19 protein-coding genes are annotated in these 21,621 nt (G+C 66.8%); 11 read left to right on the forward strand and 8 right to left on the reverse strand.

Annotated features, from left to right (window positions below):
* Positions 1-20: 20 nt before the first annotated feature.
* The 4 genes from BC102111_RS12810 to BC102111_RS12825 all read right to left on the reverse strand — a co-directional run bounded on the left by BC102111_RS12810 (position 21) and on the right by BC102111_RS12825 (position 3,952).
* Positions 21-1,409, reverse strand: a complete 1,389-nt coding sequence (locus BC102111_RS12810; protein WP_101624593.1) for a sugar porter family MFS transporter — start codon at positions 1,407-1,409, stop codon at positions 21-23.
* Positions 1,410-1,472: 63 nt separating this feature from the next.
* Positions 1,473-2,783, reverse strand: coding sequence for an enolase C-terminal domain-like protein (locus BC102111_RS12815; protein WP_009374741.1), 1,311 nt, complete (start codon positions 2,781-2,783; stop codon positions 1,473-1,475).
* 277 nt (positions 2,784-3,060) lie between these two features.
* Positions 3,061-3,570, reverse strand: coding sequence for a ribonuclease E activity regulator RraA (rraA, locus tag BC102111_RS12820; RefSeq protein ID WP_101624519.1), 510 nt, complete (start codon positions 3,568-3,570; stop codon positions 3,061-3,063).
* Positions 3,542-3,952: a VOC family protein gene (locus BC102111_RS12825; RefSeq protein ID WP_101624520.1), complete on the reverse strand. Its 411-nt coding sequence runs from the start codon at positions 3,950-3,952 to the stop codon at positions 3,542-3,544. The genes rraA and BC102111_RS12825 overlap by 29 nt, the downstream gene beginning before the upstream one ends.
* Positions 3,953-4,038: 86 nt before the next feature.
* Here BC102111_RS12825 and BC102111_RS17815 point away from each other — a divergent pair, with 86 nt between their 5' ends.
* The 3 genes from BC102111_RS17815 (at position 4,039) to BC102111_RS17820 (ending at position 5,927) form a co-directional block, all read left to right on the forward strand.
* Positions 4,039-4,200, forward strand: coding sequence for a hypothetical protein (locus BC102111_RS17815; RefSeq protein WP_162909073.1), 162 nt, complete (start codon positions 4,039-4,041; stop codon positions 4,198-4,200).
* A gap of 143 nt (positions 4,201-4,343) precedes the next feature.
* Complete coding sequence (nhaA, locus tag BC102111_RS12830; protein WP_219618476.1) at positions 4,344-5,606, forward strand: Na+/H+ antiporter NhaA; 1,263 nt, start codon at positions 4,344-4,346, stop codon at positions 5,604-5,606.
* Between the two features lie 159 nt (positions 5,607-5,765).
* Positions 5,766-5,927: a hypothetical protein gene (locus tag BC102111_RS17820; protein WP_180960640.1), complete on the forward strand. Its 162-nt coding sequence runs from the start codon at positions 5,766-5,768 to the stop codon at positions 5,925-5,927.
* Between the two features lie 145 nt (positions 5,928-6,072).
* Here BC102111_RS17820 and BC102111_RS12835 read toward each other — a convergent pair whose 3' ends face one another.
* Complete coding sequence (locus tag BC102111_RS12835; protein ID WP_101624521.1) at positions 6,073-6,993, reverse strand: LysR family transcriptional regulator; 921 nt, start codon at positions 6,991-6,993, stop codon at positions 6,073-6,075.
* 114 nt (positions 6,994-7,107) lie between these two features.
* Here BC102111_RS12835 and BC102111_RS12840 point away from each other — a divergent pair, with 114 nt between their 5' ends.
* Both BC102111_RS12840 and BC102111_RS12845 read left to right on the forward strand, forming a co-directional pair.
* Positions 7,108-10,176 carry a cytochrome P450 gene (locus BC102111_RS12840; protein WP_101624522.1) on the forward strand — a complete coding sequence of 1,023 codons (3,069 nt, stop codon included), beginning with the start codon at positions 7,108-7,110 and terminating at the stop codon, positions 10,174-10,176.
* A 115-nt stretch (positions 10,177-10,291) separates the two neighbouring features.
* Complete coding sequence (locus BC102111_RS12845; RefSeq protein ID WP_009374748.1) at positions 10,292-11,641, forward strand: MFS transporter; 1,350 nt, start codon at positions 10,292-10,294, stop codon at positions 11,639-11,641.
* 181 nt (positions 11,642-11,822) lie between these two features.
* Here BC102111_RS12845 and BC102111_RS12850 read toward each other — a convergent pair whose 3' ends face one another.
* Both BC102111_RS12850 and BC102111_RS12855 read right to left on the reverse strand, forming a co-directional pair.
* Positions 11,823-12,515, reverse strand: a complete 693-nt coding sequence (locus BC102111_RS12850; RefSeq protein ID WP_009374749.1) for a response regulator transcription factor — start codon at positions 12,513-12,515, stop codon at positions 11,823-11,825.
* A 67-nt stretch (positions 12,516-12,582) separates the two neighbouring features.
* Positions 12,583-13,926, reverse strand: coding sequence for a sensor histidine kinase (locus tag BC102111_RS12855; protein WP_232252565.1), 1,344 nt, complete (start codon positions 13,924-13,926; stop codon positions 12,583-12,585).
* Between the two features lie 475 nt (positions 13,927-14,401).
* Between BC102111_RS12855 and BC102111_RS12860 the strand changes: the two genes are divergently transcribed.
* Positions 14,402-15,274: a DUF4352 domain-containing protein gene (locus BC102111_RS12860; RefSeq protein ID WP_223289841.1), complete on the forward strand. Its 873-nt coding sequence runs from the start codon at positions 14,402-14,404 to the stop codon at positions 15,272-15,274.
* Between the two features lie 21 nt (positions 15,275-15,295).
* Here the strand turns inward: BC102111_RS12860 and BC102111_RS12865 are convergent, their stop codons facing one another.
* On the reverse strand, positions 15,296-16,105 hold the full coding sequence (locus BC102111_RS12865) for an IclR family transcriptional regulator (protein ID WP_101624525.1): 810 nt from the start codon (positions 16,103-16,105) through the stop codon (positions 15,296-15,298).
* Between the two features lie 76 nt (positions 16,106-16,181).
* Between BC102111_RS12865 and BC102111_RS12870 the strand changes: the two genes are divergently transcribed.
* From BC102111_RS12870 to BC102111_RS12890, 5 genes are all read left to right on the forward strand, one after another.
* On the forward strand, positions 16,182-17,165 hold the full coding sequence (locus tag BC102111_RS12870; protein ID WP_101624526.1) for a 2-dehydro-3-deoxygalactonokinase: 984 nt from the start codon (positions 16,182-16,184) through the stop codon (positions 17,163-17,165).
* The gene (locus BC102111_RS12875) at positions 17,162-17,794 is read left to right on the forward strand and encodes a 2-dehydro-3-deoxy-6-phosphogalactonate aldolase (RefSeq protein WP_101624527.1); all 633 of its coding nucleotides are present in this window, start codon (positions 17,162-17,164) and stop codon (positions 17,792-17,794) included. The genes BC102111_RS12870 and BC102111_RS12875 overlap by 4 nt, the downstream gene beginning before the upstream one ends.
* Positions 17,795-17,881: 87 nt before the next feature.
* Positions 17,882-19,030, forward strand: coding sequence for a galactonate dehydratase (gene dgoD / locus BC102111_RS12880; RefSeq protein ID WP_101624528.1), 1,149 nt, complete (start codon positions 17,882-17,884; stop codon positions 19,028-19,030).
* 9 nt (positions 19,031-19,039) lie between these two features.
* Positions 19,040-20,344, forward strand: coding sequence for an MFS transporter (locus BC102111_RS12885; protein ID WP_101624529.1), 1,305 nt, complete (start codon positions 19,040-19,042; stop codon positions 20,342-20,344).
* A 187-nt stretch (positions 20,345-20,531) separates the two neighbouring features.
* A complete protein-coding gene (locus BC102111_RS12890) occupies positions 20,532-21,533 on the forward strand; it encodes a LysR family transcriptional regulator (protein ID WP_101624530.1) in 1,002 nt (333 codons plus the stop codon).
* The last annotated feature ends 88 nt before the right edge of the window (positions 21,534-21,621 follow it).

Genomic DNA, 21,621 nt, shown 5'->3' on the forward strand with positions numbered 1-21,621 from the left:
TCCTCTGCGTCGGTGCGGGGTCAGTCCTGGTCGGTCGCCGAGGCGGATGCCCCTCTCGTCCTCCAGTATGCTTCGATCTCCTCGAGGGAGCGCCCCGACGTCTCGGGGACGCGGGTGAGGACGAACCACAGGGCGGCGGCCGAGAGCAGCGCGAAGACGAGGAAGACGAGCGGACCGATCGCGTCGAGGGCGACGGGGAAGGCCCAGGCGAACGTTGCGTTGAAGAGGTACTGGGTGAAGGTGATGACGCCGGTGCCGATGGCGCGCACGGACAGGGGGAGGACCTCGGGGACGAGGAGCCAGAAGACCGGCCCCATGCCGATGCCGAAGGCGAATGTGTAGGCGAAGACGGCAGCGATGGACACCCAGCCGGCGTCGGGCAGGAGCCAGAGGGCGATCATCGCCACGGTCTGCCCGAGCATGGAGATCGCGAGCAGGCGGACGCGGCCGAGCCGGTCGATGATCGGCAGGGCGATGGCCGTGGAGACGACGAGGGCGATGCCGACGCCGTAGTTCGCGTAGCTTCCGGCGCGATCGCCCATGCCCGACTGGGCGAAGATGATCGGGGCATAGTAGACGACGGCGTTGATGCCGGTGAAGACCTGGAAGAACGTGAGGACGAGCAGGACGATCATGGGGCGGCGGGCCGAGGTCGTCAGTCCGCGCAGTCCGGCCTCCTGCTGGGCGAGGCTGTCTTTGATGTCGGTGAACTCGAGGCGGGCGATCTCCTCGGTTCCGCGCAGGGCGCCGAGCACCCTGAGCGCGTCGGCGTCGCGTCCGCGGGTGATGAGCCAGCGCGGACTGGCGGGGGAGAGGACCATGCCGACGAAGAAGACGACGGCGGGGATCGCTCCGACGCCGAGGATCCACTGCCACAGACCCGACGCCTGGAAGGCATCGCCGACGATGTAGGCGGCGAGGATGCCGAAGTTCACGGCGAGCTGGTAGAGCCCGGTGAGCAGTCCGCGGATGCGAGTGGGGGAGAGTTCGGAGAGGTAGATGAGGCCGAACATGTTGGCGATCCCGACGCCGAGGCCGAGGAAGAAGCGGGCGGCCCCGAGGACCGCGGGTGTCGGTGCGAAGGCGCAGGCGAGCGAGCCGACGAAGAAGATGACGGCGGCGACGATGAGGAGGTGGCGGCGGTCGAAGCGGCGGGCGGCGAGCGTGGCCCCGATGATCGAGGGCAGGGCGCCCCAGAGGAGGAGAGAGGTGATGAGCCCCTGCTCGCCGGCGTCGAGGTCCATCTGGTCGATGAGCAGCGGCAGGGCGCCGGAGATCGCACCCGAGTCGTAGCCGTAGAGGAGACCGGAGAATCCGGCGAGGACGGCGATGAGGATGATCCGGCGGGGGATCGGCTCACTGTCGTGGCTGCGGGTGAGCGGGGTGTCGGTGGTGGTGCGGTCGGTCACGTCGTCGATCCTCATTGTTCGGTTTCGGTGCTCGGAGTCTGTGCGCCGGGACGCGGGCTGCGGTCAGGCGATCTCGCGTGCGTGCCACACAGGACCGCCGGGGAACGCGTAGTCGGAGAGCGTCCGCCGGTGGATCTCGGCGCCGGCACCGGGTGCCGTGGGCGGCCAGTAGCGACCGTCGTGGACGTCGACGGGGGTGAGGAAGTGCTCGTGGAGGTGGTCGACGAACTCGATGCAGCGGTCGTCCATGGTCGCGGAGACGGCGACGAAGTCGAACATGGAGAGGTGCTGGACGAGTTCGCACAGCCCCACGCCCCCGGCGTGCGGGCAGACGGGGACCTCCGCGTGAGCGGCGAGGAGGAGGTTGGCGATGTTCTCGTTCACCCCGGCGACCCGGGTGGCGTCGATCTGCATGACCCGCAGTGCGTCGGCCTGGAGCATCTGCTTGAAGACGATCCGGTTCTGGCAGTGCTCACCCGTGGCGACGGGGGTCGGGGCGATGTGCTTCTGGATGTGGGCGTGGGCGAGGATGTCGTCCGGCGAGGTCGGCTCCTCGACCCAGCGGAGACCGAACGGAGCGAGGTCGTCGATCCAGTCGACCGCCTCGGCGGCGTCCCAGTGCTGGTTGGCATCGACGGCGATGGGGAAGTCAGGCCCGCAGATCTCCCGGGCGATGCCGAGGCGGCGGATGTCGTCGTCCCGGTCGGCTCCGACCTTGAGCTTGATCTGGTCGAAGCCCTCGGCGATGGCCTCCCGGCACAGCCGCGCGAGCTTCTCGTCGGAGTAGCCGAGCCACCCGGGTGTCGTCGTGTACGCCATGTATCCGGTCTCGCGGAGCTCGGCGATCCGCTCGGCCCGACCGGGTTCTGCGCGTTCGAGGATCGCGAGCGCGTCGTCCCTGGTCATGAAGTCCGAGAGGTAGCGGAAGTCGATGAGGTCGAGGATCTCTGCCGGGCTCATGGCGGAGAGCAGCTCCCACAGCGGCAGGCCCGCCCGCTTCGCCTTGAGGTCCCAGAGGGCGTTGACGACGGCGCCGATGGCCATATGGCTCACGCCCTTCTCGGGTCCGAGCCAGCGCAGCTGCGAGTCGTGGACGAGTTCGCGCCAGAAGCCGCCCATGTCCTCGAGGATCGGTTCGACCTCGCGGCCGATGAGGGTCTCGGCGATGACGCGCACGGCTTCGGTCTCGATGTCGTTGCCGCGCCCGATCGTGAAGACGAACCCGTGTCCCTCATGGCCGTCGGCTGAGTCGGTGGAGACGATGAGGTAGGCCGCGGAGTAGTCGGGGTCCGGATTCATCGCGTCGGAGCCGTCGAGGCTCGCCGAGGTGGGGAATCGCAGGTCGACGACGTCGATCGAGGAGATGGTAGACATTGCGTCCTTTCACACAACTGCGGTGTTGTGATCGGATGTCTGAACGGGGCGATCGTCCAGATACTCGGTCACGCTCATCAACTCGAGTGTAAACATAGGATGTTTAGGTGGTCAAGGGTGAGGATGGTGTGGTTGCGGCCGATGAGCAGGGGAGCGGGCAGTGACCGCAGTGACGAGTGATCGGATGTCTGCGCGCGAGGTCACGACTGTACGATCGGACCGGCCGGTGCGATGAGCCACTGAGCGACCTCGGCCGGGCCTCCGGGACACGGCTGAGTCAGCGTTCGACGACGACTCCGTCGGCATCGGCGAAGACCATCGCTCCGGGACGGATCGTCGCCCCGCCGAACTCGACGACGACGTCCTGCTCGCCAGCGCCCGTCTTCCCGCTCTTGCGCGGATTGCTCGCCAGGGCCTTGACGCCGAGGTCGAGGGTCGCGAGGACCTCACGGTCGCGGACGGCGCCGTTGATGACGACGCCGACCCACCCGTTGCTCAGCGCGAGTTCGGCGATCATGTCGCCCATGAGCGCGGTTGCGATCGATCCGCCGCCGTCGACGATGAGGACGGAGCCGTCGCCCGGGCCCGAGAGGACCGACCTCACGAGCGCGTTGTCCTCGAAGCAGCGGACGGTGCGGGCCGGCCCCGAGAACGCGACCTTGTCTCCGAAGTCGGTGAAGTTGAGCGCGATGGAATGGAGTTCGGGACCTCGTTCGTCCCAGAGGTCGGCGGTCGAGACGGTCACATGTCCTCCACAGTCATTCGGCGGCGCGGGCGGTCTGCTCATTGCTCACGAGCTCCCAGACGTGACCGTCGGGATCGTGGATGTAGGCGGTGTGCGACCCATCGAGGTCGACCGGCGGGTCGGCGCGACCACCGGCGGCTGCCGCCCGCTGGGCGACGACATCGACCTCGCCGGGGGAGGTGATCGCGCACGAGACGATGACCGCACCGGGAGCGGGGACGGCCGCGGTGCCGACACCCGCACGATCGAGGTAGGTGCGGTACTCCGCCTCGGCGATGAGGAAGAGGGAGAGGTGGGGGAGTTCGAAGGCGACGATGATGTCGTCGGCGTCGGAGGGCTCGAGGTCGAAGCACTCCTGGTAGAAGCGCTGAGAGCGATCGAGGTCGGCGGCGGGCAGGCAGACGACGACGGCAGCGGGTTTCATGCCAGCACCGTAGCACGGGACCGAACCCCCTCACAGGGGCCCGGCGTGATTGGCCCAGGTCCCAGCGTTGTCGATAGAGTAGAGGGGTGCCTTCTTCCGTTTCGACCCTCCGGCAGTCCGTCCGCGACGCCGTTTTCCCGAAGTCGAAGCTCATGACGACTCTGTCGAACGGCACGAACGGGTGGATGAGTTCCTGGGGGACGAACGCCCACGGTGAGATCGCCGGCTGCCCGCCGCCGCGCCGCTGACACGCGGATCCGACCCCGCCTCGGGGTGGATCGACGCGCCCGCGCGCCCTCATCCCATCTCTGCGAAAGCGACCTCACCGATGTCTTCGGCCACCCCTGATTCCTCTGCCCCTGCTCGTTCCCTCCGCCAGACGATCGCCCGTGTGCTCAAGCACGACGCCGTCGGCGGCATCCTCCTGCTCGCTGCGACCGCAGCCGCGATCGTCCTTGCGAACTCCCCGGCGGCCGACTGGTACGAGAGCCTCCGCTCGACGAAGTTCGGCCCCGAGTCCCTCAAGCTCAACCTCTCGGTGAACAGCTGGGCTTCGGACGGGCTGCTCGCGATCTTCTTCTTCGTCGTCGGCCTCGAACTCAAAGAGGAGTTCGTCGCCGGCAGGCTGCGCGACCCGAGGACCGCGGCGATCCCGGTGGCCGCTGCCATCGGCGGCGTCGCCGTGCCCTCGCTGCTCTACGTGCTCGTCAACCTCGATTCGGGCGGCGGTGCACTCAACGGCTGGGCGATCCCCGCGGCCACGGACATCGCGTTCGCCGTGGCGATCATCGCGATGGTCGGCAGATTCCTGCCGCCCGCGCTGCGGACCTTCCTCCTCACCCTCGCCGTCGTCGACGATCTCCTCGCCATCGCCATCATCGCGGTCTTCTACACCGACGATCTGGCATGGGCCCCGCTCGGCCTCGCGCTGCTTCCGCTGCTCGCGTTCGGCTTCGCCGTGCAGCGGGGGATCCACGCGTGGTGGATCCTCATGCCGCTCGCGTTCGCGACCTGGACCCTCGTCCATGCCTCCGGCATCCATGCGACGATCGCCGGCGTCCTCCTCGGATTCACCGTGCCGGTGGCAGCGAAGGCGCGTCGCGGGAAGGCGGCTGAGCGCGGATTCCACGCCCATGACGGCATCCACGGCGCCGAGGGGCACGGGCCAGCCGCCCGCTTCGCCGATGCCTGGAGCATCCCCTCCGCGGTGATCGCGGTGCCGATCTTCGCGTTCTTCGCCGCCGGGGTCGACGTCGGCGGACTCTCGGGCCTCGCCGATTCACTGGTGAGCCCGGTCGCCGTCGGGATCATCCTCGGACTCGTCCTCGGCAAGCCGGTCGGCATCGCGGTCTCGGCCTTCGTCGTCACGCGGATCCGAGGTTTCTCCCTCGACCCCACGTTCCGGTGGGTCGACCTCATCGGCGTTTCGTGCCTGGCCGGAGTCGGCTTCACCGTGTCCCTGCTCATCGGCGATCTCAGCTTCGGCGAAGGCGACGACCGCGCGCAGATCGTCAAGGTCGGTGTGCTCTGCGGCTCCCTTCTCGCCGCGCTCATCGGGGCCGTCTGGCTCGCCGTGCGCAACCGGCACTACCGTCTGGCCGGTCGCACGCACGATCTCGTCCGTGACGGCGGTATGACGCGCTCGTCCGCCTGACGACGACGGTGCGCTCGCGGAGGTGACCGGTCACCGGTCGCCTACGCCGACGGCGTGTCGGGCGCCGATTCCCGAATCGGCCGGGCTTCCTGTATCCGAATCCGTTCTCACCGGGCAAAATGGAGATGACACACTCATCACCGATGGAGGCACGCGATCATGTCCGAGACTTCCGAACCCGCAGGCGAGCCCACCGAGACCACCGGCCTCACGGCCGAGGAGCTCGACGCCCAGGCCGCCGACCGCGCCCACCAGGACGAACTCGTCGAGGAATGGGGAGACGAGTCGTTCCCAGCCAGCGACCCGCCGGAGAACTACTGATCCGATGAGCCGCTCTCGTCGTCGGACGGGGGCGGCTCTGTCTTTTGGGCCGAACCGGCAACCGGGTCGGTCTTGTCGTCGAGGCGGCTGGGCGGGCGGCGGCGCACCGTCACCGGCCACCGGCCGGCGGCGTCGAGGGCATTCGTCACCCGTGCCCCCACTCCCGGGCGAGGGCGAACTCGATGAGGGCCTCCACCCGTGCGGGCAGGGTGATGCCTGAGGGCCAGATGACCTCGACGCCGACCGGCTCGACCGCCGGCTCGATCTCCTTGATCACCAGGGGGTAGCCCTCATAGCTGGCGGGGTTGCGCAGGCGCTGGACGAGCACTCCGTAGCCGAGCCCGCGACCGACGAGCGTGCGCACGACCTCGTAGCTCGTCGTCCGGTGCCGCACCTTCGGCTGGAGGCCGCGGTCATGGAACATCGAGAGCGTGTGCTGGCTCGACGGGGGCGAGTCGAGGAGGATCATGTCGCGCTCGACGAGGTCCTCGAGGCGCACCGTCTCCCGGTCGGCGAACGGATCGTCGGCGGCGAGGACGACATGGGCGGGGAGGTCGAAGAGGCGTGCGTGGTTGGGGGTGCCGGGGATGAGCGTCTCGTAGACGAAGGCGACGTCGATCTCACCCGATTCGAGACGTCCCGCGAGGCGGTCCTGCGTGGTCTCGACGATCTCGAGGCTCACCCGCGGGTGCTGGTCGCCGAACTCGGCGAGGAGGACGGGGAGGATCACCGGCGCCAGGGTCGGATAGCAGCCGATCGTCACCGGCCCCGCGAGTTCGCCGTCGGTGGTCGTGAGTTCGCGCTGCAGTTCGTTCGCCTCGGCGATGAGGGTTTGCGCGCGGGCGACGACCTGCTTTCCTGCGGCCGTGAGGACGAGTCCCTGCGCCTTCCTCCGCACGCACAGATGGGATTGGAGCTGATGCTCGAGCGCGGTGATGGCGTCCGAGATCGCCGAGGAGGAGACATGGAGTTCCGCCGCTGCGGCTGAGATCGTGCCCAGGCGGGCTGCCGTGACGAGGTAGGAGAGCTGGCGCAGGCTGAAGTTGGGGACGAGGTCTGCATGCATATTCGACTTTTCCGAACTAGTAATGCGATTAATTCCGCTTTTCCTTTTCTTCCATTCTCCACATACTGGTCTGTGAACGCCATCACAGATCTCGAAGATGAGGGGGAGACAACGATGACTTCTCAGCTCCACGCCGACGCGCCGCAGACCGCGGACCAGGTTCCGGTCGCCGATTGGGTGACGATCCCCGACCTCTACGCGGACCCGTTCCCCATCTACGAACGACTGCGCGCCGAAGGCGGAGTCCACTGGGTGCCGTCGGTCAACCGCTACCTCATCACCAGCTACGAAGCGGTCAGCGAGACCGAGCACGACCAGGAGGTCTACTCGGCCAACGAGAAGGACTCACTGCAGATCCGTGCGATGGGCCACTCGATGCTCCGCCGTGACGATCCCGAGCACTATGCGCAGCGCCGCGCCTGGCAGCCCGTCCTCAAGCCGGGCTACGTCAAGCGGATCTGGACGAAGATGTATCGCGAGGTCGCCGAGGACCTCCTCGCGAAGCTCATCGAGAAGGGTCCGGGATCGGACCTCATCTGGGACTTCGCCGCCCCGTACGCCGCCGAGACGCTGCGGCGGATGATCGGGCTCTACAACGTCGACCAGGAGGACATGCAGCGCTGGTCCCAGACGCTCATCGACGGCGTCGGCAACTACTCCGACGACCCCGTCGTCTGGGCGAAGGCCGAACGGTCCTTCAACGAGGTCGACCTCGCCCTCGACGAGATGCTCGACCACCACCTCACCCACCGCGACGACTCCCTCCTCTCCGGGCTGCTCTCGATGCCCGGGGACAGGATGCCGATCGAGCAGATCCGAGCGAACATCAAGATGACGATCGGCGGGGGACTCAACGAACCCCGCGACGCCCTCGGAGTCGCAGCCCTGGCGATGTTCGAACACCCCGAACAGCGGGCCGCGGCCATGGCCAACCCTGCTCTGTGGGCGACGGTCTTCGAGGAGACCATCCGGTGGATCGCCCCCATCGGCATGTACTCCCGCCAGGTCACCCGCGACACGGTCCTCGCCGGCACCCCTCTGCCGGCGGGTGCGAAGCTCGGCATCTGCGTGCTCTCAGCCAACCGCGATGAGACCGTCTGGGCCGAGGCCGAGAAGTTCAACATCCACCGCGAGGTCAAGCCCCACCTCGCCTTCAGCAAGGGCGTCCACGTCTGCCTCGGCAACTGGGCGGCCCGAGCCGAGATCGCCGACGTCGCCCTGCCGCTGCTCTTCAACAGCCTGAAGGGCCTCGAGATCGACACCACGCAGGAGACGACGATCGGCGGATGGGTCTTCCGCGGCATGCTCACGCTGCCGGTGACGTGGACCGGGGCCACCGCCGGGCCCGACTACGGTTCCGCCGTCACCGGGGGGACCACCTCGGCGGGGGAGTCGGGCACTGACCGCGGACCCGGACCCAAGGTCGCCGTCGTCGGCTCCGGACCGTCGGGCTGCTTCTCCGCGAAGGAGATCCTCCGTCAGGTTCCCGGCAGCTCCGTCGACGTCTTCGACCGACTTCCCGTACCGTACGGACTGCTGCGCTACGGTGTCGCCGCCGACCACCAGGGCACGAAGTCCGTGTCCACGCAGTTCGACCGACTCTTCGCCGACCCCCGGGCCCGCTTCATCGGCAACACCGAACTCGGCCGCGACATCTCGATGGACGACCTCCGGTCGAACTACGATGCCGTCGTCCTCGCCAGCGGACTCTCCCACGACCGCGACCTCGCGGTGCCCGGAGCCGACCTCGACCGGGTCTATCGGGCAGGCACCCTCACCCGGATCCTCAACGGTCACCCCGACGAGGCGGCCGCTCCTGCCGTGACCCTCGGCTCGCGTGTCGCCATCGTCGGCCAGGGCAACGTCGCCGTCGACATCGTCCGCCTCCTCACCAGTCAGGACGAGACACTCGAGGGCAGCGACCTCGACGACCGCGTCTACCGGCCGCTGCGCGCCGACATCTCCCGCCTCGACGTCATCGGCAGGTCGGGTCCGAGCGCGGCGAAGTTCGATCCGGTGATGATCCGCGAACTCGCCCGCGTCCGCGGACTCCGTCACGTCCTCCACGGTGTTGACCTCGAGACCACCGCCCCGGGCAAGGACGCGAAGTTCGACGCGCTGCGCGACCTCCTCGATCCCGCGATCGACGGCCATGCCTCCGGTGCATCGATCGAGGTCCACTGGTGGTTCACCGCCGTTCCGGAAGCGATCACCGGCACCGACGGCGCGGTGTCCGGCATCGACATCGACGTCGCCGGGGAAGCCGTCAACCTCGAGGTCGATTCGGTGATCACAGCGATCGGCTTCGTCCGCGACACGGCCACCGTCGCCCGCCAGGGCATCTGCCCGGTCTCGCCGATCCCCGGCGACGGACGGATCAGCGATGGTCTCTTCGCGATCGGCTGGCTCAAGGGCAACGGCCGCGGCACGATTCCCGACCAGCGCACCGAGGCGAAGACGCTCGCGGCGTCGATGGCCGCCGAGGTCAACGCCGGGACGATCTCGACCGGCGCTGCGGGGCTCGACCCCGGTGCGCAGTCCACGGACTTCGACGGCTGGCGTCGCATCGACCTCCGCGAGCGCCTCGGCGCGGGTGTCGGGCGCTGCCGGTCGAAGATCACCGACCGACAGGAACTGCTCTCCGCCGCGCGGGATGAGAGCCTCGACGCGCAGCTCGAGACCTCCTCGGGCAGCGTCGGCCACGACCTTGCCCCCGACGTTCCGCTGACGATCCTCTTCGGCACCGAGTCGGGCAATGCGGAGCTCGTCTCCGAGGAGCTGGGGGCGTTCATCGGAGAGCGCGACGACCTCGTCATCGCCGACCTCGCGACGCTCAGCCCCGCCGACCTCGACCCGAACCGCTTCCACCTCGTCGTGTGCTCGACCTACGGCGACGGGGAGGTCCCGAGCTCGGCGAGGGAGTTCTACGCCCAGCTGCAGGAGGGCGACGTCGACCTCACCGGGGTGCGGTTCGCGGTGTTCGGGATGGGCGATGCGAGCTATACGAAGACGTACTCGCGCGGCAGCGAGCTCCTCACCGAGGCCCTCGAGGCCCGAGGCGCGACTCGGGTGGGCGAGTACGGTCGCCACGATGCCGGCGGCACCGTCCCCGCGGGGGAGGCCGCATGCGAATGGGCGGAAGGAGTGCTCTCGAATCTGACGACAGAACACTCTCCCGGCTGACCCGCGCCGCGGGCAGGGCTCACTCCACGACCGCGCTCCACGAGCCCTGCCCGCCGGCGCTGTGCTCCACTCCACGACCACAGCACTGCAATCACGATCGAACAAGGACGTTCTCATGACTGTCACTCACGGAACCACGCCGCAGGCGAAGCGGACTCAGCGGAAGGTCGCCTTCGCCACCGTCATCGGCACGACGATCGAGTGGTACGACTACTTCACGTATTCGACCGCCGCGGCCCTCGTCTTCGCCCAGCTCTACTTCGCGCCCGCCGGCGAGGCGGGCGCCCAGATGCTCTCCTTCGCGACGATCGGCATCTCGTTCCTCTTCCGGCCCCTCGGCGCGTTCCTCGCCGGGCACTTCGGAGACCGGCTCGGACGTCGTTTCATCCTCGTCGTCACGCTTGTGACGATGGGTGTGGCGACCGCGCTCATCGGCCTCATCCCCACCTATGCGGCCATCGGCGTCGCCGCTCCGATCATCCTCATCCTGCTCCGCATCATCCAGGGGCTGTCCGCGGGCGGCGAATGGGGCGGTGCCGCGCTGCTCGCCGTCGAACACGCCGAGGTGACCCGGCGCGGCCGAGCCGGGTGCTACCCGCAGCTCGGCGTGCCCTTGGGCATGCTGCTCTCCTCGGGCGTCATCGCGCTCATGACCGGCGTCATCTCGCCCGGGGATGCGTTCCTCGAATGGGGATGGAGGATTCCGTTCCTCCTCTCCGTCGTCCTCATCGGCGTCGGCTACTGGGTGCGCCGCACGGTCGAGGACACGCCGGTGTTCCAGGAGATCCAGGAGGAGTCGGCCAAGCGCAAGGCGCCGATCCTCGTCCTCTTCAAGAAGCACCTTCCCCTCGTCATCGTCGCGGCCCTCATCTTCGCCGGCAACAACGCGAGCGGCTACATGACGACCGGCGGCTTCGTCACGAAGTACGCGACCGATCCCGTCGGCTTCGCCCCCACCGACGTGCTCCTGGCGATCACCTTCGGGTCGTTCGTGTGGCTGCTCTCGACGGCCGTCTCGGGTTACCTCGCCGACGCCATCGGGCGGGTGAAGACCTACGTCTTGGGCTTCATCATCCTCATCGTCGCTGCGTTCCCGCTGTTCTGGCTCATCAACACCGGCAACCTCGGGCTCATGTACCTTGCCCTCGGTGTCTTCTCCATCGGGCTCGGCCTCTCGTACGGGCCGCAGGCGGCCCTCTACGTCGAGCTGTTCCCCGCCTCGATCCGCTTCAGCGGCGTCGCGATCTCCTATGCCCTCGGTGCGGTCATCGGCGGAGCGTTCGCCCCGACAATCGCTCAGGCTCTGCTCGAGGCGACCGGGACGACCGCTTCGGTGTCGCTCTACCTCGTCATCATGGCTGGCATCTCGCTGTTCGCCGTCTCCCTGGTCAAGGACCGGCGCGGCATCGATCTGTCAGTGAACAACGAAGACGCCCAGACTGTGGGGGTGTGGCGCCGGGGCTGACCTCGCCGAGGCGGCCGTCGGACATCGACGGTCGCCTCGCCGGTCAGTTCGGAGGCCTCGTCGGTGCCCTGGGCAGGTTGCTCGGGGCATCGATGCGTGCGCAGAATCAACGACTTGCGTGTCGCCAGTCGGGGGTCCGCGCCATGACGAGGAATCAGGGGCCTGCTGCCGGCGGAGGGGCTCAGCCGGTCGACGGCGGTCGCATCGCCGGCAGCTGAGCGCGTTCGACGATGACGGCGATGTGGACGCGGTTGCTCGTGTCGAGTTTGATGTTGATCCGATTGAGATGCGTCTTCACGGTCGCCTGGCTCATGAACATCGTGTCGGCGATCTCCTGGTTCGACAGGCCCTGCGCGACGTAGACGGCGATCTCGAGCTCACGTTCGGTGAGGTCGGCGAGCAGCTCCTCGGCCTCGCGCTGCATCGTGCGCGCTGAGCGGGACGTGGCGTTGCCGATCAGCCGTCTGAGGGCGACAGGGGAGACGAACGGCTCATCGGCGTGGACTCTGCGGATCGCCTCGGCGAGGGCGGAGGGGCCGATGTCCTTGACGAGGTATCCGGCGGCTCCGGCCTCGAGGGCACGATAGAGGTAATCGTCGCTGTCGAAGCTCGTGAGCGCGACGACCTTGGGCGGGCGGACGCTGTTGGTGAGCCGTTCGATCGCCTCGATCCCGCCGATGCCGGGCATCCGGATGTCCATGAGGACGATGTCGGGGAAGTGGAGGGCGACCTGGTCGAGGGCGTCCTCACCGCTGAGCGCCGACCCGACCGTCTCGATGTCGTCCGTCGTGCTGAGGATCCCCTTGATCCCGGTGACGACCATCGGGTCGTCGTCGACGACGATGACGCGGATGGGATCGGCGGTCTGGGTCATGGACGACAGACTACCGGAGGGTGATGACACCGGTGACGACTGCGGTATCAGGCCGGGTCAGTCGGTTTCAGCCTCGGCGGGGGAAGGGCGGGAGGATCACCTCGACGACGAAGTCGCCGTCACGAATACCGATGTGCGCCTCGCCGTCGAGCATGGCGGCCCGCTCGCGGATGCCCTCGAGGCCGGATCCCGAACCGGACGTGGACAGTGGACGGCTCGCCGGGGCACCACCGCGGGAGAACGGCGGGGCCGACGGTCGGGCAGGGAGCACCTCGGCGCCGGTGTCGCGATGGCCGTGACGAGGACCCGCCGCAGGCGCCGGATTGACGATGATGAGATGGCCCCCGCGGTCGGCGGAGACCGAGACCTCGACCGTCACTGGCGCTCCGGGGGCGTGCTTCATCGCGTTCGTCAGTGACTCCTGGACGATCCGGTACACCGCCCGGTCGAAGCTCGTCGATGCGCTCTCGACGTCTTGGATGATGATCGAGGGGCGCACGATCGTGCCGGTGGCCTGCACCGACGTGATGAGCTGGGGGATCGAGCGCATCGAGGCCAGGCTCGGGGGAGTCGACTGCTCCTTGTGCGGGCCGGCGCCGGCCAGCGTGCCCTCACGGACTCCGCCGACGAGCTCGCGCAGATCCTCAAGGGAGGCGTGCGCCTCCTGCCGAAGCGCCGAGGCGGTCGACGCGACATCGGCGCCGTCCTTGCTGCCGAGTTCGAGGGCACCGCTGTGGAGGGAGATGACGGAGAGACGGTGGGAGAGCGTGTCGTGGAGTTCGCGCGCAAGCAGTTCGCGTTCGGACTGGCGGGCGAGTTCGGCCGAGAGCGATTCGTTGCGCTGTGCCTCTCGATCGGCGCGGGCTTCGACAGCTCTCATCCGCTGGGTGCGTCGGATGAGATACCCCAGTCCGAGGCTGAGACCGAGAGCGATGGTGCCGATGAACAGCGTGACCAGATTGGCTGCCAGAATCGAGTCGGCAGGAGGGGCGGCCTGACCTGGACCGCTCTGCTGTCCCATCGGTGCGACGACGAAGAAGCCGAAGGGGTTGAGGTCCGCCGGTGAGAGGCAGTGGCGCACCATCGAACCGATGACGACGACCGTGCCGGTCACCGAGGCGATGATCGCGCTGCGGCGGGAACCGCGGGCGATGAGGTGGAAGGTGCCGATGAGCAGGAGGAGGCAGTCACCCCACAGCAGCGCGGGAGCAAGCCCGGCGAGGAAGGGCACCCAGGGCCATCTCTGGCGCACGAACACGGTTGCCCACAACGGCAGGAGGAGGATGACGGCGAAGATTCCGAAGAGGGTGATGGCACCGCTGTCGTTGAACGCCAGCGGATTCGCTGTCGTCGCCATCATCGAGAGCAGGCTTCCCACGACGAACATGACGATGCCGACGAGGATGCTCACGGTGACTCGCAGCCAGCGCGGGATCGGGCTGCGGTGAGACGGCGTCGGGAGGGGTGCCCCGGCGGGCGCGCCTCGGCGTAACGCTGAACCGGTGGGGGTCACCCGGGGCTGCTGTGCGCCGGTCATGGGGGATCCGTGCAGGCTGGGTGCTTCCGGGCCCGGGTTCCGGGGTGGCCGCGGAGGAATGCTGAGCGCAGGTTGTCGGATCGCGGGGCGCTGACCGCTCGGCAGCATGCTGCCGGGGTGCTGAGGAGCGCGCGGAGCCCGGGCCGGCTGCGGCCGGTGCTGCTCCGGCGGGGGTGGTTGACCTGACACAGATGAATCCTATCGGCAGGGTCTGACACGCGTAGTCCACCGATCGGGTGAAGAGCATCAACCGATCGGCTCGCCTGTTCGATCCGATGGGCGGACGCGCAATCCTGAGAATTCCCCGAGGCTGAACGGGTCAGAATCATTCGCCCCTGCAAGGAGCATCATGTCGAATCCGCCCGACCCATATCCCCAGCAGTCCGGTCCTCAGCAGAACTCTCCCCAGCCGCCCGGTCCCCAGCATCCGGCAGGTCCCCAGCCATCAGGTCAGACTCAGTGGTCGCCGCAGTACGCGGCACCGCAGTACGCCAGGCAGCCCGGTCAGCCGCAGCCCGGTCAGCCTCCCCAATGGGGCCAGCAGCCGCCGGCCGGCCCCGGCGGCTATCCGGGAATGCACCCGGGGCAGAAGCCTCCGAAGCAGAAGAAGCCCCTGCTCAAGCGCTGGTGGTTCTGGCTCCTCGTCGTCCTCGTCGTCATCATCTTCTTCAGTGCGATCTCCGGAGGCGGCGGAGACTCGACCGAGGACACAGGCTCGACCTCGTCGCAGGGTGGCTCCGACGGTGGTGCGGCAGAGGAGCAGGACACCGGTGAGAAGCCTGCGGAGGACAAGCCCGCCGAGGAGAAGGCCGAGGCCGCCCCCGAGTACGGCATCGGCGATGCCGTCACCGCCGATGGGTGGGAGATCACCGTGAATAAGGTCGAGGACGGAGTCTCGAGCGTAGGTTCGGAGTATCTGAACACCGAGGCGCAGGGGCAGTTCGTCACGGTCTCCCTGTCGGTGAAGAACACGAAGAGCTCACCCGAGTACTTCTTCGAGGACAACATCAAACTCGGCGACGACAAGGGCAATACGTACTCCTCGGACTCGGAGGCGGGCATCTACGCCGACGAGGACTCGATCCTCTTCCTCGAGGAGATCAACCCGGGCAACACCGCTGAGGGCGTGCTCGTCTTCGACGTCCCTGAGGACGTCACCCCGGACCGACTCACCTTCGAAGGCGGCATCTTCTCCGATCCCGTGGAGATCTCGCTGAAGTAGAGCGAGCGAGCTGCGGTCCGATCAGTGGTCGGACCGCAGCTGTGTGCTGGGCCCCGAATAGCCGAGGTTGACCGAGATCTCGTGGGCAGTCGCTTTCATCACCGGCACCAGGGCCCGCATCCTGCTCTGCGGCATGAATGGCCTCGTCGCCGAGAGCGAGACTCCGGCGACGATGCTCCCACTGCCGTCCCGAACGGGAGCCGCCACACATCTGATGCCGGGTTCGTTCTCCTCCATGTCGAATGACGCGCCGTCGCGGGTGTACCGTTCCATCCGTCCGATGAACGCAGCGACGGCCGCGTCATCAGTGCCAGGATTCTCGGCGCGGTAGATGCTCTCCCATCGTGAGTCCTGCCCGAGCAGAAGGGCCTTGCCCACGCCGGTCCGGGTCATCGGCATCCGGTGACCGATCCGCGATCGCATCTCGGCCCCACGCGTGCCGGGGATCTTGTGGAGGTAGAGCACGGATCCGCCATCCTCGATCGAGAGGTGGATCGTGTCCTGTGTCTTGGCCGACAGCCGCTCGAGACTCTCGCGGGCCACCACCGGCAGAGGGTTCTGGTTGAGCGCGGTGAATCCGAACTCGATGAGAGTCGGGCCGAGGAGAAGCTCCTGGTCCGAACCCAAGCGCAGATACCCCCTCTGCGTGAGCAGCTGGATCATCCGATGTGCGCTCGAGCGTCCGATGCTCGTCGCCGTGACGACCTCCTTGAGGCTCGAGGCGCCGGACGCGACCGCGGCGACGATGTCGAGACCGCGATCCAAGGTCTGTGTGCCGCGCGGAATGTCGTCATTGTCGCCTGCACGGTCTGTCTGCGGGGTCGTCGTCATCACCCCAGTATGCCACGTATCCCACATATAGGGATGTGAGTGGCACATGTGAACACTCCCGCTCATAGTGGCTGGTATGGAGACACAGAGCACAGTCGCGGATCCGGCGATGATCGGATTCGACTGGGGCACCAGTTCGCTGCGAGCGTTTCTCATTGGCGACGACGGTCGAGTCCTCGATGGCCGCCAGCGCCCGGGAGGGATCCTCTCTGTGGCCCCGGGCGGCGACGATGCCGGCCTCGCGTTCGCCGAAACGGCCGAGACGATGGTGGGCGCATGGCTCGAGGCATACGGCGATCTGCCGCTCTTCGCATGCGGCATGATCGGCTCGGATCAGGGCCTCGCCGAGGCAGGATACCTGGACCTGCCTACCGATCTGGCCGGACTTGCCGAGCACCTCACGACAGCCCGGCTGGGGGAGCGCGAGCTCCATATCGTGCCGGGAATCCGCAAGGACGGATCGGGTTACACCGCGCCGGACGTCATTCGCGGTGAAGAGACACAGCTGGCCGGGCTTGCCGCCGCGGATGCGGATGTCCGTCAGCACGTCGTCCTACCGGGAACCCACACGAAATGGGCGATTCTCGACGGCTGCACGGTCACCGATTTCATCACGACGATGACCGGAGAGGTCTTCGGACTGCTTGCCTCCTCGTCGATCCTCGGCCGTTCGATTGTCCCCACGACGGCCTTCGACGTCGCGGCCTTCGACTGGGGTCTGAGCGTTGGGGAGCGCGACCCCGCAGGCATGATCGCGTCGATCTTCAGTGCACGCACGTGGGCGCTCGAGGGCAGACTCGCCGGGAACCAAGTCGCCGATTACCTCTCGGGCATCCTCATCGGAGCCGAAGTCGCGGGCCATCTGCAGTCGCATCCCATCCCTGTCAGCTCCCCCCTCATCGTCTGCGGCAGCCCGACGCTGACCGAACGCTACAGCCGTGCTCTGAGACGGCACGGACTTTCACCTGCAGCCGCCGACACCTCGGCGAGCGCCTCAGGACTCCACCGCATCGCAGCGCAGACGGAACTGCTGCGCAGGAAGGAGCATCCCAGCTCATGACCGCCCACGACATCCCCGCAGGCCTCATCGCGATCCTTCGCGGCGTCCGACCCGATGAGGTCGTCGACGTCGCGGCGGGAATCGTCGAGGCAGGATTCTCCGCCATCGAGGTCCCGCTCAACTCACCCGATCCGCTGGATTCGATCGCTTCCCTCGTAAGGGAGTTCGGCAACCGCGTCGAGGTCGGTGCCGGTACCGTGCTCACCGCTGACCAGGTCGATGAATGCGCTGCCGCGGGTGCCGAGATCATCGTCTCCCCGGATGTCGACCCTGCCGTCATCGCGCGGACGCTCGACCGCGGCCTCACCCCGTACCCGGGAGCGGCCACACCCACGGAGGCCTTCGCCGCCCTGAAGGCGGGCGCTCGGAGGATCAAGGTGTTCCCCTCTGCGGCCGTCGGCATCAGCGGAATGAGGGCATGGCGCGAGGTCATGCCCCCGGACGTCCGTCTCCTTCCTGTCGGGGGAGTCGGGCCCGAGGACATCGCCGCTTGGCACGAGGCCGGCGCGGCCGGTTTCGGCATCGGCTCCGCCGTCTATCGCCGAGGCGACAGTCCGGAGTCCGTGCGCGCTCGGGCGGAGGCGATCGCCTCGGCGTGGGCAGCCGTCCACCGATCCTCAGCCGATTGATCCACCGTGCCGGCCCTCTCCGACGAGGTGCGGGACGGCGCACTCGAACCCCACCACCCCTGACCGAACTACAGAGACGGAAAGACAATGAAGATCACGTCGATGACGACGTACATGGTGCCGCCGAGGTGGCTGTTCCTCAAGATCGAGACCGACGAGGGCATCGTCGGCTGGGGAGAGCCTGTCGTCGAGGGCAGGGCAGCGACCGTCGCTGCCGCCGTCGAGGAGCTCTCGGATCTGCTCATCGGAAAGGACCCCTCGAACATCGAGGACCTTTGGACGATCATGTACCGCGGTGGCTTCTACCGCGGAGGACCGATCCTCATGAGCGCGATCGCGGGAATCGATCAGGCCCTGTGGGACATCAAGGGCAAGTCGCTCGGTCAACCGGTTCACCAGCTCCTCGGCGGAAAGGTGCGGGATCGTATCCGGACGTATTCCTGGATCGGCGGCGACCGGCCGGCTGATACGGCCGCAGCAGCTCTTGAGACGAAGCAGCGGGGCTTCACCGCGGTGAAGATGAACGGGACCGAAGAACTCCAGTACATCGATTCGCATCGCAAGATCGATCAGGTCATCGAGAACGTCCAAGCCGTGCGCGACGCCGTCGGCGAGGACTTCGGCATCGGAGTCGACTTCCACGGTCGCGTCCACAAACCGATGGCGAAGATCCTCATCAGAGAGCTCGAGTTCTTCCGGCTGATGTTCATCGAGGAGCCGGTTCTGTCCGAGCACGTCGGATCCCTCAAGGACGTGCTTGCGACGACGTCGACACCGATCGCCCTGGGGGAGCGTCTCTACTCTCGGTGGGACTTCCGCGAGATCGTAGCCTCAGGTGCCGTCGACATCATCCAGCCCGACGTCTCGCACTCAGGCGGCATCACCGAGACCAGGCGGATCGCGCATATGGCGGAGGCCTTCGATGTCGCCCTCGCGCTGCACTGTCCGCTCGGACCGATCGCGCTCGCCTCCTGTCTGCAGGTCGATGCGGGATGCTACAACGCCTTCATCCAAGAGCAGAGTCTGGGCATCCACTACAACACGAGCAATGACCTCCTCGACTACGTCACCGATCCTTCCGTGTTCGACTACAGCGACGGAATGCTCGCCATCCCAGACAGTCCCGGTCTCGGTATCGAGGTCAACGAGGAATATGTGTTCGAACGCGCAGCCGAAGGCCACCGGTGGCGCAACCCGATCTGGCGCCATGCCGACGGCTCCTTCGCAGAGTGGTGAGGTGCCCTGATGTCGAAACTCACCGCTGTCACCCACGCGCGTCCGACGCGGATGCGCTACATCATCGCGATCCTGCTCTTCATCACTGTCGTCATCAACTACATGGACAGAGCGAACCTGTCGATTGCGATGCCTGCGCTCTCCGACGAACTCAACCTCACCACCGGGCAGCAGGGACTGCTGCTCTCAGCGTTCGGGTGGACCTATGCGGTCATGCAGCTCCCCGGCGGGTGGCTCGTCGATCGGATCCGACCGCGGGTACTCTACGCATCGTGTCTTGTGCTGTGGTCACTGGCGACGCTCTTCATGGGCATGGCGGGAGGCTTCGCCGCGCTCATCATCCTCCGTCTGCTCGTGGGTGGCTTCGAGGCACCGGCATACCCGATCAACAACAAGGTCGCGACGACCTGGTTCCCTGAGAGCGAGCGCGGACGCGTCATCGCGTTCTACACGTCAGGTCAGTTCATCGGGCTGGCTCTGCTCACTCCGGTGCTCTCCTGGTTGCAGACCGTTCTCACCTGGCACTGGGTGTTCATCCTCACCGGAGTCGTCGGCATCGTGTGGGCCGGAATCTGGTGGCTGGTGTACCGCGAGCCTCGAGACAAGTCGGGCATCAACCAGGCCGAGATCGACTTCATCTCCGCAGGCGGAGGCCTCGTCGATGCCGACCGGAGCACCAGTCAGAAGGCGAAGCCGAAGCTGTCGTGGGCGGACATCGCTGTTGTCCTGTCGAAGCGGAAGCTCTGGGGCATCTACATCGGACAGTTCTGCCTGACCTCGACACTGTGGTTCTTCCTCACCTGGTTCCCCACCTACCTCGTCGACTACCGCGGAATGGACTACGTGCAGTCCGGTTTCATGGCGTCCCTGCCGTTCATCGCCGCCCTCGTCGGCGTTCTCCTCTCCGGCTGGGTCTCCGACTTCATGGTCAAGCGCGGACGCTCCTTGGGTGCCGCGCGGAAGATTCCGATCATCACCGGCCTCGCCTTGACGGTGTTCATGCTCGGCGCGAACTTCACGGATTCGAGCGGGCTCGTCATCGTCTTCATGTCGATCGCCTTCTTCGGCAACGGCTTCGCTTCGATCACGTGGTCGCTCGTCTCCGCACTGGCTCCGGCACGGCTGCTCGGACTCACCGGAGGGATGTTCAATTTCATCGGCAATCTCTCGTCGATCGCCACACCGATCGTCATCGGCTTCCTCGTCTCGGCAACGGATTTCGCTCCGGCATTCGTCTACATGGCCGTCGTGACACTGGTCGGAGTCCTCTCCTATATCTTCCTCGTCGGTCGGGTCGAACGGGTCGAGGAGTAATTCTCGACTATCGTTGACTTCACCACACCCGGCAGCAGTCGGCCGATCTCGGACTGATGGTTACGACAGCTGTGCCCTCCTCGTGGGGTAGGAGACTGATCGGCGATGACAACCGTACGAAGCGAAGCCACTCGGATTCGACAGCCGGTCGGCGCTTCCAGCCGGTCAACTGTGCAGGACGGCGACGTTGACTGAACGCCAACCGGTTCCCGCGCTGAACCCGAACCTCCTCCATATTCGAGCACTGCGGGCAGTCGTCGATCACGGTTCGCTCAGTGGGGCCGCCAAAGAGCTCGGTTATACGACTTCGGCGATCTCGCTGCAGATCTCAGCGTTGGAGAAGGCACTGGGTGTCCGCCTCTTCGAACGAGGACCTCGCAGCATCACAATCACCGCCGCCGGTAGTCGGTTGTATGAGCTCAGTGGCGAACTGCTTCAGTCGCTCGCCGGCATCGCGGACACCATGCAGACCTATTCGTCAGGAGATGCAGGGCGCCTGCGATGCACGGCTGTCGGCAGCGCGGCGGCTCAACTGTTGCCGCGCGCGGTAGCAAGGATCGTTCAGACTCACCCCTCTGCCGATGTCAGCCTTGTCGTCCCCGGAGCGCACGACGACATCGTGCAAGCTGTGCGGACAGGGTCAGCAGACCTGGGTGTCACCTATGAATACAGTCTTCTTCCCGAGGACGACGCAGTCGGGTTGGTTCGCATTCCGCTGCTGCGCGAAGAGATGGTGATTCTCGGCCGGGACTCTGGAGAATCCGGCGAACGGGAGTCCATTCGCGAATTCGCTGGTTCCCCTTGGGTGTGTGGCAGCGTCGGAAGTGTGCAGGACGAGCTGCTATGTCGCCTCGGCGATGCCTTCGGGTTCCATCCCCGTATCGTTCACCGCAGCGACGACCTCGATGTGATCAGGGGATTCGTAGGTCAAGGGTTGGGCATTGCTCTCGTTCCGATCCTCGCCCTCGGGATTGACCACTCAATTCAGCTCTATCGACTACGAGAGGTCCCCGCATTCCGGCGGGTGCTGCTGATCCACCGGAGCACCGACGACAACCCGCTCATCTCTCACGCGATCTCAGCGTTCCACAGAGCAGCCGAAGACTTCCTCACGTGGTCCCTGACGGCATTTCAGGTCTCTTTCACCACTCCGATGCTCAGCGTCAGACCTGAGATTGAGGAGCGCTGAAGCTCGCTTCGAGCAATTCGAACTCTCCGGAATCATGCTCCGGGGTCGATATTGCGCTTGAATGGTGAGTCAACACCGTACGTAGTCC

Source organism: Brevibacterium casei CIP 102111 (assembly GCF_900169275.1).
In the GTDB taxonomy this organism is placed as follows: Bacteria; Actinomycetota; Actinomycetes; order Actinomycetales; family Brevibacteriaceae; genus Brevibacterium; species Brevibacterium casei.

Coding starts and splice junctions, on each gene's coding strand:
- BC102111_RS12815 (WP_009374741.1), bottom strand. CDS start 2,783: ATGTCTACCATCTCCTCGATCGACGTCGTCGACCTGCGATTCCCCACC.
- rraA (WP_101624519.1), bottom strand. CDS start 3,570: ATGAGCAGACCGCCCGCGCCGCCGAATGACTGTGGAGGACATGTGACC.
- BC102111_RS12825 (WP_101624520.1), bottom strand. CDS start 3,952: ATGAAACCCGCTGCCGTCGTCGTCTGCCTGCCCGCCGCCGACCTCGAT.
- BC102111_RS17820 (WP_180960640.1), top strand. CDS start 5,766: ATGTCCGAGACTTCCGAACCCGCAGGCGAGCCCACCGAGACCACCGGC.
- BC102111_RS12835 (WP_101624521.1), bottom strand. CDS start 6,993: ATGCATGCAGACCTCGTCCCCAACTTCAGCCTGCGCCAGCTCTCCTAC.
- BC102111_RS12840 (WP_101624522.1), top strand. CDS start 7,108: ATGACTTCTCAGCTCCACGCCGACGCGCCGCAGACCGCGGACCAGGTT.
- BC102111_RS12845 (WP_009374748.1), top strand. CDS start 10,292: ATGACTGTCACTCACGGAACCACGCCGCAGGCGAAGCGGACTCAGCGG.
- BC102111_RS12850 (WP_009374749.1), bottom strand. CDS start 12,515: ATGACCCAGACCGCCGATCCCATCCGCGTCATCGTCGTCGACGACGAC.
- BC102111_RS12860 (WP_223289841.1), top strand. CDS start 14,402: ATGTCGAATCCGCCCGACCCATATCCCCAGCAGTCCGGTCCTCAGCAG.
- BC102111_RS12865 (WP_101624525.1), bottom strand. CDS start 16,105: ATGACGACGACCCCGCAGACAGACCGTGCAGGCGACAATGACGACATT.
- BC102111_RS12870 (WP_101624526.1), top strand. CDS start 16,182: ATGGAGACACAGAGCACAGTCGCGGATCCGGCGATGATCGGATTCGAC.
- BC102111_RS12875 (WP_101624527.1), top strand. CDS start 17,162: ATGACCGCCCACGACATCCCCGCAGGCCTCATCGCGATCCTTCGCGGC.
- dgoD (WP_101624528.1), top strand. CDS start 17,882: ATGAAGATCACGTCGATGACGACGTACATGGTGCCGCCGAGGTGGCTG.
- BC102111_RS12885 (WP_101624529.1), top strand. CDS start 19,040: ATGTCGAAACTCACCGCTGTCACCCACGCGCGTCCGACGCGGATGCGC.